General features: G+C 40.3%; 14 protein-coding genes. 6 read left to right on the top strand and 8 right to left on the bottom strand.

Going from position 1 to position 12,530, the window contains the following annotated elements; translation table 11 throughout:
* Window positions 1–9 precede the first annotated feature (9 nt).
* The 6 genes from MKL35_RS01615 to MKL35_RS01640 all read right to left on the bottom strand — a co-directional run bounded on the left by MKL35_RS01615 (window position 10) and on the right by MKL35_RS01640 (window position 3,786).
* Window positions 10–546, bottom strand: a complete 537-nt coding sequence (locus MKL35_RS01615; RefSeq protein ID WP_004705938.1) for a F0F1 ATP synthase subunit delta — start codon at window positions 544–546, stop codon at window positions 10–12.
* Between the two features lie 12 nt (window positions 547–558).
* Window positions 559–1,029, bottom strand: coding sequence for a F0F1 ATP synthase subunit B (locus MKL35_RS01620; RefSeq protein WP_002054137.1), 471 nt, complete (start codon window positions 1,027–1,029; stop codon window positions 559–561).
* Between the two features lie 38 nt (window positions 1,030–1,067).
* Complete coding sequence (atpE, locus tag MKL35_RS01625; protein ID WP_000424060.1) at window positions 1,068–1,313, bottom strand: F0F1 ATP synthase subunit C; 246 nt, start codon at window positions 1,311–1,313, stop codon at window positions 1,068–1,070.
* 84 nt (window positions 1,314–1,397) lie between these two features.
* On the bottom strand, window positions 1,398–2,273 hold the full coding sequence (gene atpB / locus MKL35_RS01630) for a F0F1 ATP synthase subunit A (RefSeq protein WP_002054274.1): 876 nt from the start codon (window positions 2,271–2,273) through the stop codon (window positions 1,398–1,400).
* A 104-nt stretch (window positions 2,274–2,377) separates the two neighbouring features.
* Window positions 2,378–2,776, bottom strand: a complete 399-nt coding sequence (locus tag MKL35_RS01635; protein ID WP_000084237.1) for an ATP synthase subunit I — start codon at window positions 2,774–2,776, stop codon at window positions 2,378–2,380.
* Between the two features lie 170 nt (window positions 2,777–2,946).
* Window positions 2,947–3,786 (bottom strand): metal ABC transporter solute-binding protein, Zn/Mn family, encoded by an 840-nt coding sequence (locus tag MKL35_RS01640; RefSeq protein ID WP_032012046.1) that lies wholly within the window; start codon window positions 3,784–3,786, stop codon window positions 2,947–2,949.
* 127 nt (window positions 3,787–3,913) lie between these two features.
* Here MKL35_RS01640 and MKL35_RS01645 point away from each other — a divergent pair, with 127 nt between their 5' ends.
* The 3 genes from MKL35_RS01645 to znuB are packed head-to-tail and all read left to right on the top strand — an operon-like array spanning window position 3,914 to window position 5,985.
* Window positions 3,914–4,411: a transcriptional repressor gene (locus tag MKL35_RS01645; protein ID WP_002054239.1), complete on the top strand. Its 498-nt coding sequence runs from the start codon at window positions 3,914–3,916 to the stop codon at window positions 4,409–4,411.
* Window positions 4,384–5,172: a zinc ABC transporter ATP-binding protein ZnuC gene (gene znuC / locus MKL35_RS01650; RefSeq protein ID WP_017394266.1), complete on the top strand. Its 789-nt coding sequence runs from the start codon at window positions 4,384–4,386 to the stop codon at window positions 5,170–5,172. Before MKL35_RS01645 ends, znuC begins: the two co-directional genes overlap by 28 nt.
* Before the next feature lie 3 nt (window positions 5,173–5,175).
* The gene (znuB, locus tag MKL35_RS01655; RefSeq protein WP_006581277.1) at window positions 5,176–5,985 is read left to right on the top strand and encodes a zinc ABC transporter permease subunit ZnuB; all 810 of its coding nucleotides are present in this window, start codon (window positions 5,176–5,178) and stop codon (window positions 5,983–5,985) included.
* Between the two features lies 1 nt (window position 5,986).
* On the opposite strand, the gene MKL35_RS01660 is transcribed toward znuB, so the two are convergent.
* Window positions 5,987–6,613, bottom strand: coding sequence for a LysE family transporter (locus tag MKL35_RS01660; protein ID WP_017394267.1), 627 nt, complete (start codon window positions 6,611–6,613; stop codon window positions 5,987–5,989).
* A gap of 158 nt (window positions 6,614–6,771) precedes the next feature.
* Here MKL35_RS01660 and MKL35_RS01665 point away from each other — a divergent pair, with 158 nt between their 5' ends.
* The gene (locus tag MKL35_RS01665) at window positions 6,772–7,692 is read left to right on the top strand and encodes a Dyp-type peroxidase (protein WP_032012047.1); all 921 of its coding nucleotides are present in this window, start codon (window positions 6,772–6,774) and stop codon (window positions 7,690–7,692) included.
* Between the two features lie 45 nt (window positions 7,693–7,737).
* Here MKL35_RS01665 and MKL35_RS01670 read toward each other — a convergent pair whose 3' ends face one another.
* Complete coding sequence (locus MKL35_RS01670; RefSeq protein ID WP_000623106.1) at window positions 7,738–9,435, bottom strand: NAD-dependent malic enzyme; 1,698 nt, start codon at window positions 9,433–9,435, stop codon at window positions 7,738–7,740.
* 495 nt (window positions 9,436–9,930) lie between these two features.
* Here MKL35_RS01670 and argS point away from each other — a divergent pair, with 495 nt between their 5' ends.
* Window positions 9,931–11,721, top strand: a complete 1,791-nt coding sequence (gene argS, locus MKL35_RS01675) for an arginine--tRNA ligase (protein ID WP_002054250.1) — start codon at window positions 9,931–9,933, stop codon at window positions 11,719–11,721.
* Between the two features lie 151 nt (window positions 11,722–11,872).
* A complete protein-coding gene (locus tag MKL35_RS01680; protein WP_004711056.1) occupies window positions 11,873–12,496 on the top strand; it encodes an SPOR domain-containing protein in 624 nt (207 codons plus the stop codon).
* Window positions 12,497–12,530: the final 34 nt, after the last annotated feature.

Below are 12,530 nucleotides of genomic sequence, written 5' to 3' on the forward strand. Positions count from 1 at the left end.
TCATTTGCATTATGCAAGAAGACGAGTACGCATTTTTTCAAGCTTGTTAAGCGCAGAATCATCTATCACTTGATCGCCTGCACGAATAACCACACCTGCAATCAAAGCAGGATTAACTTCGACAGAAACATTAACTGCTGCCTTGAAGCGTTTTTCTAACGCATGTGCAAGCAATTGTTCCTGAACAGAAGTTAACGGAAACGCCGATTCAATCACGACATCAACCGTATTGTTATTCTGTGATTTAAGCTGTTCATATTCTGCTGCAATTTCAGGTAACAACACTAATCGATCGTTATCTGCAAGAAGTGTCAAAAAGTTAGACACTGCTTGAGATTGATCTTCACCTAAAACTTTAGCAAAAAGCTTCACTTGCTCCGCAGGAGTAAGTTCAGGGCGATTTAAATAAGCGGAAAATGCTTCGTCTTGCACCGCAGCACTGAGCACTTGTAACGCATTCGACCAATTGTCTGTTGCACCTTGCTCAGAAGCATAAGCAAATGCTGCTTTGGCATACGGACGTGCCAACGTCAAGAGTTCAGCCATAATTCGCCTCGCTTAAAGTTTAGCAGCCAGCTGAGACAGCATGGCGTTATGAGCTTCTGCATCAACTTGTTGGTTCAGGATCTTTTCTGCACCAGTCACTGCCAAGGCAGCTACTTGTTGACGTAATTCTTCGCGAGCAGAATTGATCTCTTGATCAACAACTTCTTTAGCTTGTTGACGAATACGCTCACCTTCAGCCGCAGCTTGAGTACGAGCTTCTTCGATCAATTGCGCTGCACGACGGTTCGCTTGTTCGATCAATTGAGCCGCTTGTGCTTTAGCTGCATCAAGCTCTTGCTTCACTTGCGCTTGTGCATCGGCAAGGTCAGCTTTCGCTTTTTCTGCTGCATTTAAGCCATCAGCGATTTTACGCTGACGCTCACTAATCGCATTGATTAGTGGTGGCCAAACAAACTTCATGCAGAATGCGACAAAAAACGCAAACGCAATCGCTTGACCAATCAATGTGAGGTTGATATTCATTGCAATTCCTCAAATAGTGGATTTCGGAATTAAGCTGATTAACCTACAAATGGATTAGCGAAGATGAAGAACAAGCCAATACCAACACCGATCATAGGCACAGCATCAAGAAGACCCGCGATTAAGAACATACGAGTTTGAAGTTGTGGAGCTAATTCTGGTTGACGAGCTACAGCTTCTAAAAAGCGACCACCCAAAAGACCAAAACCAATCGCAGTACCCAAAGCACCGAAAGCGATCAAGATAGCAGATGCAATTGCAACTAGACCTAAAGTGAGTTCCATGAAAAATTCCTCAGAGGTTAGGTTATTACCAAATTAAATTAAAAAAATTCAGCCCAACCATCATTTGATAGTTAGGCAATACCATTAATGTTTTTCGCTTGCCATGCTCAAGTAAACGATGGTAAGCATCATAAAGATGAATGCCTGCAACGTGATTACAAGAATGTGGAAGATCGCCCAAGGCACAGATAACGCCCATTGAATCCAGAACGGCAATAATGCGATCAGGATAAAGATTAACTCACCGGCATACATGTTACCGAATAGTCGGAGAGCCAATGAAATAGGACGAGCAAGGAATGTTACCAATTCCAAAATCAAGTTCACTGGAATAAGCAACGCTTTTGCAACTGGATTACTTGGGTTAAATGGGTTAAGTGCCAACTCGCCTACGAAACCACCAACACCCTTCTCGCGGATGCTGTAGAACAAGATAAGTACAAATACAGATAAAGACATACCAAGGGTAATGTTTGGATCTGTAGATGGAACGATCTTGAAGTAAACGTGGTGAGGGTCCATGCCAAATACGTGAGCACCAACAAATGCAGCAACTTGAGGAATCCAGTCAACTGGAATCAAGTCCATTAAGTTCATGAGGAAAATCCACACGAAAATAGTGAGTGCAAGTGGAGCAATTAAACGTGATTTGCCATGAAAAGTATCACGGACACTTGAGTCAACAAACTCAATGATCATTTCAATTGCAGATTGGAATTTTGTTGGAACGCCAGCTTTCGCAGTTTTCGCAACCATCCAAAACAACAAACAGAAAATCACACCAAGGCCAATTGACCAACCCATTGAATCCAAGTGAATTGCAGTGAACCCCATCGAATGAGCTTCTTCAGCAGTCTCAGCCAATTTCCATGTACCGTCTGGCATTTTGCCATAGGTCATATTGGTCAAGTGATGCTTGATATACTCTGTCGAAGTGAGGGCATGTTCTTCAGCAGCCATAAATCACACCTGGTCAATGTCAATTACTAAAAAGAAGGGAAACGAACATCGGCGTACTGTCGATATCTCGCCACCCTCCAAAAAATCTTCAATTCTTCTTGTTTCTATACTCGTTTTTGTAGACGTGAAACCCAAAAAGGAGCAACCCACGACATCGCTTGAACGAGGATAAAACCAAACAGCAATGCTAACGGTGATAAAGGTTTAACATTGCTCAAAATCAAAATAAATCCAACGATCATAATTGCAAATTTGCCTAACATGCCCCTATACATGTTAGACAGCACTTGTTTAGATGCTCTCGCACCTGCCGTCCTGAAGGATTGCCACGCAAAATAACTGGTAGCAAGCCAGCAGACCAATGCACCAAGTGCCGCACTTAATGCTGCTGTCATGTCTTTTATGCTCCACGCCACAAGTGCGGAAACAGGGATCATGCATGCTTGTAAGAAGACCAAAGCTTTTGCTAATCGTCGGTCAATCAAGCGACTAGTTTGGCTCATTATTTATCCACTCACAGCATAAATGCTTGACAAGTTTAGCTGATGATCGCTTTTAATCGCAGGCATTATAGAGTTACACCCCTGAACATGCAATCTTTTCCCGACTTTAGTCGGGGTTTTTCGTGACAGGTGGTGCTGACGCTACAGTCAGCCTTTGTTTACTTTTTATCTTACTTTTGCGTATTTAATACACATTTATCGGTTTTTATCGCCAGTTTCTTCCATGCTGTTACAAAATCGTCCTCATTATTCATACTTTCATCAACGGGTTGGAAGGTAATACTGCCCAGTTTCTGATATTGACCTTTTGTTGTGAAACTTTCTGCAAGTAAACACATCTGAGGTTTTGGTCGATTATCATTAAGATACTTAATTTGAGCTGCTGTAGGTGCAACATGCGGGTCATCCGTTAAAGCACCTGCAAACTTTAAATTAAGCGAGCGTTCCAAATACTGATAAGCATCATGATAAGACCAATATGGTTTCCCATTACTTGAGCTATCGTAAGCTTGAGCTGCCTGTAACATATTCCGGGCAAATATATTGGCATTATTCCAATACTTTGCTTTGTTTTCAGGATGCTGCTGTGAACGCAAAGCTGCAATAAAAAAGCCAATCCGTACTGCATTGTTTGGCTCCAACCACACATGCGTATCCACAGTATTTGGTAAAGCACCACCACGCGTATTACGCTGCGGCAAAATAGAAAGAATACCACTGTCTAATAAAGAAATTGCTTTCTTATTGTTACTCAGCAGTTTGTTTAGCGGAGCTTCATGAGCCTTTCCTAACCAAATCACCAAAGAGGCATCATTGATTGCTTTACGATGTGCCGGGGTGAGTTGTACGTCATGTCCACTTTGGCCCTGAAGCAATAATTGAGGTTCTTCAACACCTTTGGTAATTTCTTTTGCAATCAAATAGATTGGGTGTGTAGAGACAACCAAACCCTGACTCCAACCTAGCGTACTCAAAAGAGAGAACATACTGAAAACAAAAACGCGGAACATGACAGACCATCAATTAGTAATAGCTCGAAGCATGTTATAATATAACAAAGTTACAAAAATACCTAAGATTAATCGAATGAAGCATCGCTTCATGCTAATATTCCATTAAAAATTTGAGGTTATGTCTATGAGTTCTTGCACGCATGAACATCATGATTCTTTGCATGGTGTACATGATCACCATAATGTCGCAAGTCGTTTAGCTGAAGCAGAAACTTTATGTTCTGCAGTTGGCGCACGTCTTACGCCTTTACGTAAAGAAGTTCTTGAGCTCATTTTAAATGCTTCAGGTCCAATGGGTGCGTATGACTTATTAGCACGTATTAAAAGTCAGACAGATCGCCCTGCCGCTCCGCCTACTGTTTATAGAACTTTAGACTTCTTATTAGAAAAGGGTCTAATTCATCGCTTAACATCTATTAATGCTTATATTCCATGTTGTCATCCACGTGAAGGACATCAAGCTGCATTCCTAATTTGCACCGAATGTCACACTGTTAAAGAAGCATCTTCACAAGGTCTAACTCAACAACTCGACCAACTTGCAGCTTTAGATGATTTCACAGCACAACACAGCATTATTGAAATTTCGGGGAAATGCCAGCAGTGCCGCACAGCTCGCTAAATCCTGTATTAATACAACTTGAACAGGTTTCTGTTCGCCGTGATGATCGGGATATATTAAAAAAAGTCGATTTTGATCTGCATCAAAATGAAATTGTGACCTTAATTGGTCCGAATGGTGCAGGTAAGTCGACTTTAATTAAAGTTCTGCTTGGTATTTTAAAGCCAAGTAGCGGACGTGTCATAAGCGATAAAAAACTAAAAATGGCTTATGTCCCTCAAAAATTTAATCCCTCTCATAGTCTTCCTTTACGTGTTCAAGATTTATTAAATCTTGAAAAGTGTAGCCCAGCCTTTCGTCAGGAAATTATTCAAGACACCGGTATTGCAAAGTTACAACAATCAAAAGTTCAACAACTTTCCGGTGGTGAACGTCAACGCGTACTATTGGCACGCGCTTTACTTAGAAAACCAGATATTCTCGTTCTTGATGAACCGATGCAAGGTCTAGATATTCAATCTGAAGCTGAGCTTTATGAATATGTGCGTAGTCTGCCGGAGCGTTATGGATGCGCCATCTTAATTGTTTCCCATGACCTACAATGGGTTATGCAAGGCACGCATAGAGTTGTTTGTTTAAACAAACATATATGTTGTAGTGGATTACCCGAAAATATTCAGCAGCATCCTGAATATCAGGCAATATTTGGCACCCAGCGAGTCTTTTATCAACACCATCATGACCACTGTGCGCATGGTGATGCGGCACACCCCTGCCCTCACAATAGTAGACCTCACATCCACCCAGAACCGGAAGCTTAAGCCATGATGGAATGGTTACAATTATTGTTGCCCGCATGGATTATGGGAACCCTATTGGTCTTTTTGACCGCACCACTTGGTTGTCTCATGCTATGGAGACGTATGTCTTTTTTTGCAGACACCATGGCACATGGAACCTTACTTGGGGTAGCAATTGCTGGTGCTTTAAGCCTTCCCCTATGGCTTGGCGTGGCAGGTACGGCTATTTTATTAGTCGCTATTTTATGGGCACTACATGACAATCGTTTACCGAACGATGCTTTGCTTGCCCTATGTTCAGCAACATTACTATGTAGTGGCCTACTGTTTATTCAGCATGTTCCAAGTTTAAGACCGGAGCTTTTAAGTTATTTATTCGGTGACTTACTGAGTATTGACTGGCCAGACCTACCTGTTTTCACATTAATTATTGCTATATCACTGGCAATTCTTTATCGCTTTTGGCAACCTCAAATTCAAATTGCAATTGATCCGGACATTGCGATTAGTGAAGGTGTGAATGCGAAATGGCAGCGTCTTATCTTCATGTTACTGCTAGCCTTATTTACAGTATTAGCTTTACGTGCAGTTGGTTCACTTTTAATGGGAGCACTACTGGTTATTCCAGCATTGAGCGCCCGATTACTCGCTCACTCACCAAAGCAAATGGTTATTTGGGCTTTTGTTTTAGCTCAACTCGGTGTCAGTGTTGGCCTATGGTCAAGCGCAGCACTTAATATCTCGACTGGCCTCAGTATTGTTTTATGTATGGCTTTGAGTTTTGCTCTTATTTTTATGGTTCAAAAAATCAAAAATCAAACTCAAGCGGCCTAAATCAGGCTGCTTGATGAACCGTACTTAACAATAATGCTGCGCAACTAAACATGACAGCAAAACCACGGTTCAAATATTTTTGCTGTTTAGGCGAACGAAGTAGTCTTAAAACTTTTGACGCCAGCCCTGTATATCCAGCCATTACAATCAAATCAATCGTAACCATAGTGGCTGCCATAATTAGATATTGTATCCATTGAGGTTTGTTTAAATCTAAGAACTGAGGCAAAACTGCCAATAAAAATACAATCGCTTTAGGGTTACTGATATTGACCACAAATCCATTTAACAGCAGAGCAGAAACAGTTTTATCCTTTTTTTCGTGTTGAATTTCTATGTCTTTTACTGGTGCAGTCCACTGCAAATAAGCTAAATACAGCAAATAAGCTACCCCAAACCACTTAACAGCCTGAAAAGCTAATGGAGTCGTTGCAAATAAAACACCTACACCTGCCGCCACAATCATGATTTGAATTAACAAGGCGATTTGCAAGCCAATTGCATTCCAGTAGCCATGTCTAAAGCCATAATTTAAGCCGCTCGACATAGAAGCAATAGCCCCTGCTCCCGGAGAAATACTAATGACCCAACAGGCCAACATATAAGCAAACCAAACTTGCAAAGACATAGCGAAAATAGACAATAAAAGTGGAATTATACCGTTTTATAAAACTATCGCGGCGATAATTCAAACAATAAAATCAATAAATAGACTACTAACAGCTCTTCGCATCAGGCACAATAATTAAAGCTCATACTAAATTATAATTGAGGAGAGATCTTCTAATGACTGCTCAATCTGTCATTTTGCCATTACCATCTGATCATGCCCGTTTTATTGTTCTTCGTTTAAAAGATCTAACAATTGCTGAATTAAAAGAACAACTCGAAGCTTTATTCGAAACACGCGACCGTCTCATTACTCAGCATTCAGACGCGCAAATTAAAACAGCAGTCGCTTTTGGTCCAGAACTTTGGAAACAGCTTTACAGTCAATCTCCTGCTGGCTTTAAACAACTTGAACCAGAAAATGGTGCATTCAACATGCCCGTCGTACCAGCTGATGTGCTTATCCACATTGCCAGTATGCGTTCTGATATTTGTTTTGCTTTAAGCCAAGCATTTTTTGAAGGCATTAAAGATAAAGTTGAGGTTCTGGATGAGCGTGTTTGTTTCCGTTACTTCGATGGTCGAGATATTACTGGGTTTATAGATGGCACTGAAAATCCTCAATTTCCAGACGACCGCGCGGAAACAGCCCTACTCCCAGAAAGTGCTGGAGTATTTGCAGATGGTAGTTTCATCTTTGCGCAGCGCTATGCACACGACTTGGAAAAATGGAAAAAACTTAAAGTCGACGCACAAGAAAATGTCATGGGCCGTACCAAGCTTGAATCTATTGAATTAGATGATGATGTCAAACCGGAAAATGCCCATGTCGCACGTACTGTCGTTGAAGATGATGAAGGCAAAGAAATGGAAATTTTACGTCACAGCTTACCTTACGGTGACGGTCGAGGTGATCAAGGCTTATTCTTCATTGCCTACACCAAAGACCTGAACATTATTGATGCCATGTTAAAGCGTATGTTTGGTACAAGTGGCGATGGCATTCATGACCGCTTACTGCACTTCGTGACACCACTAGACGGCGCATATTACTTTGCACCAAGTGAAGAGTTGCTAGAAGAAATTTTAGAGGCTTAAAAGATAAAAAGAGGAGCTTAAGCTCCTCTTTTTATATTCTCATTCTTAGAAAGGAATACGTTTATATTTACGGTATTCTGGTTTCCAGAACGATTGATCAATCTTCTGCTTAAGCAAATCATCACTAATGGTCACAGCCACACCATCTGCCATTGCAGCTTTTGCCACTTCAAATGCAATCACTTTAGACACTTGTTGAATTTCACCTAAAGGTGGCAATAAATCCGCTTGTGGATCTTTGAGCAACGGTGAACAGTCTGCTAAAGCACTACTTGATGCCATAAGCATGTTTTCTGTAACACGTTTAGCACCTGATGCTACTACACCTAAACCAATACCAGGGAAGATGTATGAGTTGTTGCACTGCGAAATATTGTAAAGCTTGCCGTGATGATTTACAGGTGCAAATGGGCTACCCGTTGCAATTAATGCTTTACCTTCAGTCCACTCCACAATATCAGCCGGCACAGCTTCCACACGTGAAGTCGGGTTAGATAACGGCATCACAATTGGTCGTTCACAATTGGCAGCCATGGTCTTAATAATTTCTTCGGTGAATAGGCCTGGCTGACCAGAAACACCGATTAACACTGTAGGCTTGGCATTTTTAACAACATCAAGTAGTGAAATTACTTCTTCAATGTTGCCCCACTGATCTACTACTTCAGCTTTTTGAGCTAACTTACGTTGGAAGTCTAATAGGTTCGGCTGGTTTTCAGTGATTAAACCAAAACGATCTACCATGTAAACACGAGCACGTGCTTCAGCATCGGTTAGACCTTCTGAAACCATTTGTGCAACGATTTGCTCTGCAATACCGCAGCCAGCCGAACCTGCACCTAAGAAAGCAATTTTCTGATCTTTTAATTGTTTACCTGCTGCACGGCTTGCAGCAATCAAACTACCAACAGAAACCGCTGCTGTTCCTTGAATATCATCATTGAAACAACAAATTTTATCGCGATATTTTTCTAATAATGGCATCGCATTTTTTTGTGCGAAATCTTCAAACTGGATGAGTGCTTTTGGCCAACGACGTTTTACAGCTTCAATCACCATATCTACAAATTCATAATACTCATCACCACTAATACGTGGTTGACGCCATCCCATGTAGATCGGGTCATTTAATAATTGAGGGTTATTCGTCCCTACATCGATTGTGATTGGCAATGTGTACGCAGGGCTAATACCACCACATGCGGTATAAAGCGAAAGTTTCCCAATTGGAATACCCATGCCGCCAATGCCTTGATCACCAAGACCTAAAATACGTTCACCATCCGTAATCACGATGACTTTAACGTTATTTTTATTAACGTTCTGCAAAATATCATCAATCACATCGCGATCTGGATATGAAATAAAAACACCACGATGACGGCGATAGATATCAGAGAAACGTTGACATGCCTCACCTACGGTCGGCGTGTAAATAATTGGCATCATCTCTTCAAGATGATTTTCAATTAAATGGTAGAACAGAGTTTCGTTGGTATCTTGGATATTACGTAAATAGATGTGCTTATTAATATCATCATTGAAAGCGCAATATTGCTGATAAGAGCGTTGGCTTTGCTCTTCGATAGTTTCAATAATATGTGGAAGTAACCCATGTAAGTTAAAGTTACTTCTTTCTTCTTGAGTGAAAGCGGACCCTTTATTCAAAAGGGGTAACTCTAAAAGTGTATAGCCTGCATAAGGGATATAAAGGGGATGTTTACTTGGGTGACCTGATATCATTGCCTATCTCATTTTCCAGCTTAGAACTCCGAAAAGTACAGTTCAGCACTCTCTAAAGCTCGTTGTATGCGTAAGCTTAAGACTATTTAATACAAAATAGGTATTTTAAACCGTGATATTGAAATTGAATACTATTTAGAAAAAACATACAACAAAATTAATATTAAAAATTAATTACTTACATTTTTCATCTTTTTTAAAATTATTCTTAATTAACTCTATATCTGACTTAAAATCTTATATTTTCTTACTAGCTTACATTTTCATAAAAAATACCAAGTGTTTTACTACCTTATAATTTAAAAAATATTGCCTACAAAGCCTGTATTTACGTATTTTCAGAATTGAATCACATTCATTTTTTAATATTTACAAAAAAAATAGTTATACGGAACTTCAAGAAAGAAATTAAATGAAAGCGTTAAATGCACTCCCCTAACTCATAGGAAATTTGCTATATTTGACGTTTTTCTGCGACATCTATTTTCGATTGATATGAATACGGCAATACAAGCAGCTCTCGACCATGCAGTGCAAACCCTTCAGCAAGAAGGTGTGCTTCCTTCGGATTGGAATAATTCAAGCAATTTAACGCGCACCAAAGACCGAAGCCATGGCGACTTTGCTTCTAATATTGCCATGATTGGCTCTAAAGCTGCTGGTATGAAACCACGCGATTTAGCTGAGAAAATTCTAGCAGCATTACCAGAAGTTGCAGACATCAGTAAAGCTGAAATCGCAGGTCCTGGTTTTATCAATTTCTTTTTAAATGCAGACCAACGTTTTGCGATTCTTGACCAAATTCAAGCTCAAAAAGAAAGCTTTGGTCGTAGCCAATCAAATGCAGCTAAAAAGATTCAAGTTGAATTTGTTTCAGCAAACCCGACATCTAGCCTACACGTAGGTCACGGTCGCGGTGCTGCTTATGGTATGACTGTTGCAAACTTACTTGAAGCAACAGGTGCTAAAGTTGATCGCGAATATTATGTAAATGATGCTGGCCGTCAAATGGATATTTTGGCGACTTCTACCTATTTACGTTATTTAGAATTATTGGGTCAAAATCTTGTATTCCCAAAAAATGCTTATCAAGGCGACTATGTTAAAGAGATCGCCCAAAGCATTATCGACAAAGATAACAATGCATATGTTCGTGATGTAGCAGACGTCTATAAAGATGTACCAGAAGATGTGCAATATGCTGAAGAGCTAGATAGCGAAGGCAACAAAGTCGTATTATCTGGCGACAAAGAAAAACACATTGATGGTCTTATTGCCAACTCACAACAATTATTAGGTGAAGGCTACCGTGTTTTCCATCAAGCAGCTCTTCATGCCATTTTAGATGACATTAAAGATGACCTTGCTGACTTCGGTGTAACCTTTAACCAATGGTTTAGCGAAGCGTCTCTTAGCGCAAAAATTGACGAAGCGTTGGAAACACTTGATCAACGTGGCTTCTTATATGAAAAAGACGGCAACATCTGGTTTAAATCGACTGAATTTGGCGATGAAAAAGACCGTGTTGTTAAACGTCGTAATGGTCAAACGACTTACTTTGCATCTGACATTGCATATCACTTAAATAAACTACAACGTGGTTATACTGACCTTGTTGATATTTGGGGTTCTGACCACCACGGTTATATCTCTCGCGTAAAAGCTGCGATTGATGCAATGGGTTATGACTCGAAAAAATTAACTGTTCTTTTAGTTCAGTTCGTAAGTTTATGGCGCGGTGGTGAGATGGTTCAAATGTCATCTCGTTCGGGTCAGTTCGTGACTTTACGCGACTTACGTAAAGAAGTTGGTAACGATGCTGCACGTTTTTATTATGTAATGCGTAAGAGCGAACAACACATTGACTTTGACCTTGACCTTGCTGTGTCACAAAGTAAAGATAATGCGGTGTATTATATTCAATATGCTCATGCACGTATTTGCCGCATGTTAGAAAAAGCAACAAGCACTGGCTTACAATTTGAAGTAAGTGCAGCTCGTTCACATGCTGCGCGCTTGTCACTTGATGCAGAAACTGAAATTCTTGCTAAACTAGCTGCATATCCAGACGTTGTATTACGTGCTGCTAATGCGTATGAACCACATCAAGTAGGTAACTACTTAAAAGAATTAGCTGCGCTATTCCACGGTTGGTACAATGAGCATAAAGTTCTAAGTGATGATGCTGAACTTACACAAGCACGCTTATTACTTTCAATCAACGTACAACAAGTACTGCGCAATGGCTTAGAATTACTCGGTGTTTCTGCACCTGAAGCCATGTAAGTTCATGTTGGGGTATTTGGCAAAGTCATATACCCCTTCGTGTTGCAAGAAATAACGCTTTGTAAGGTCTTCACCTATACAAAGCGATGTTTTAAAGTAAACGAGAACTAAACTCGAAATAAAACAAACAAAAGACAGAGGAATAATCCACGTGTTTGGCAAAACGCAACGCGGTGTATCTGAAAGACCTAATAAGCCTAAAAAGCCTTTAATTCCTAAATGGTTAGGGACACTTGTCGCTATTTTAGCGGTCTTATGTATCGCAGTAGTGCTCATGCTTTGGAAACCGTGGCAACCTGTTTCTTCAAAAAACCAGATTACTTCTGACCACTACAAAGAAGAAGAAACCAATAAAGATTACCGTTTTTACGATTTATTACCTCAACAGCAAGTTACCCCTATTCCGGAACAGGCTATTCCAGAAAGTAAAAACCAAGGTACTGCTATGATTGTTGAGGCACCTAGTACTGCTCAACCTGCTGCATCAGAATCTGTTGCTAATACTGATGACAATACTGACTCTACAGCTGCTGCACCTCAACAACCAAATTATATTTTACAAGTTCGTAGCTATGCTGACCCAGATCAAGCAGATGCTCGACGTGCAGAGATCATTTTAAATGGCTTATCAGCTGATGTAATTAAAAGCTCAGAAAATGGAAAGACTTGGTACCGTGTTATTTCTGGTCCATACGATACCCAAGAAGCTGCTCTTGCTGCTCAGCAAACCTTACAGCATAGCGGCATTGACTCTATCGTAATTAAACGCAAATAAAGATTAAGTAATAAAAAAGGAACAAATATTTGTT

Origin of the sequence: Acinetobacter sp. AOR41_HL, from assembly GCF_027854645.1 — a bacterium.
GTDB classification, from domain to species: domain Bacteria; phylum Pseudomonadota; class Gammaproteobacteria; order Pseudomonadales; family Moraxellaceae; genus Acinetobacter; species Acinetobacter nosocomialis.

Bases quoted from the DNA above. Each gene is read 5' to 3' on its own strand.
- MKL35_RS01615 (WP_004705938.1), bottom strand. From the start codon at position 546: ATGGCTGAACTCTTGACGTTGGCACGTCCGTATGCCAAAGCAGCATTT.
- MKL35_RS01660 (WP_017394267.1), bottom strand. From the start codon at position 6,613: ATGTCTTTGCAAGTTTGGTTTGCTTATATGTTGGCCTGTTGGGTCATT.
- znuB (WP_006581277.1), top strand. From the start codon at position 5,176: ATGATGGAATGGTTACAATTATTGTTGCCCGCATGGATTATGGGAACC.
- atpE (WP_000424060.1), bottom strand. From the start codon at position 1,313: ATGGAACTCACTTTAGGTCTAGTTGCAATTGCATCTGCTATCTTGATC.
- MKL35_RS01645 (WP_002054239.1), top strand. From the start codon at position 3,914: ATGAGTTCTTGCACGCATGAACATCATGATTCTTTGCATGGTGTACAT.
- MKL35_RS01670 (WP_000623106.1), bottom strand. From the start codon at position 9,435: ATGATATCAGGTCACCCAAGTAAACATCCCCTTTATATCCCTTATGCA.
- znuC (WP_017394266.1), top strand. From the start codon at position 4,384: ATGCCAGCAGTGCCGCACAGCTCGCTAAATCCTGTATTAATACAACTT.
- MKL35_RS01665 (WP_032012047.1), top strand. From the start codon at position 6,772: ATGACTGCTCAATCTGTCATTTTGCCATTACCATCTGATCATGCCCGT.
- argS (WP_002054250.1), top strand. From the start codon at position 9,931: ATGAATACGGCAATACAAGCAGCTCTCGACCATGCAGTGCAAACCCTT.
- MKL35_RS01640 (WP_032012046.1), bottom strand. From the start codon at position 3,786: ATGTTCCGCGTTTTTGTTTTCAGTATGTTCTCTCTTTTGAGTACGCTA.
- MKL35_RS01635 (WP_000084237.1), bottom strand. From the start codon at position 2,776: ATGAGCCAAACTAGTCGCTTGATTGACCGACGATTAGCAAAAGCTTTG.
- atpB (WP_002054274.1), bottom strand. From the start codon at position 2,273: ATGGCTGCTGAAGAACATGCCCTCACTTCGACAGAGTATATCAAGCAT.
- MKL35_RS01620 (WP_002054137.1), bottom strand. From the start codon at position 1,029: ATGAATATCAACCTCACATTGATTGGTCAAGCGATTGCGTTTGCGTTT.